Origin of the sequence: Legionella sp. ST3F1 (genome assembly GCF_048553315.1) — a bacterium.
GTDB classification, from domain to species: Bacteria; Pseudomonadota; Gammaproteobacteria; order Legionellales; family Legionellaceae; genus Tatlockia; species Tatlockia donaldsonii.
In genome coordinates this window covers 1-285 of record NZ_JBLZIO010000074.1, presented here as the reverse complement: position 1 = coordinate 285, position 285 = coordinate 1, and the positions used below count along the sequence as shown (strand labels likewise).

Sequence of the window (285 nt, the reverse complement as noted above, 5' to 3'; positions counted from 1 at the left end):
GTATGCAATTGGCTTTGGATGAGCAAGTTGCAGCGACGAAGTTGGCGAAGCAAGAAGCGTCATCGAATTTCGATGCGCTGGAATTATTGCGTGTAGAGCATTCCAAACAAACCTCACGTGTAGAAGAGCTAGAGTCTGCAAACAGTGGGCTGCGAGAACAGGTTGTTAGCCTGAGTTCACGCGTTGACGAATTAACGGATGCCCAAAGACGCTTAACGGAAGAATTACGGGTTGAGAAGCTAGCAGTAGTTGAGGCGCAAGCACTTCAGGTGAAGACAGCCAGGC

The 285-nt window shown here is 49.5% G+C and carries 1 protein-coding gene; it reads left to right on the top strand.

Features of this window, described 5'->3' with window-relative positions:
• Nucleotides 1–285: hypothetical protein (locus tag ACN4Z1_RS16005; RefSeq protein ID WP_419423060.1), on the top strand; the 285-nt coding region annotated here is incomplete at both ends.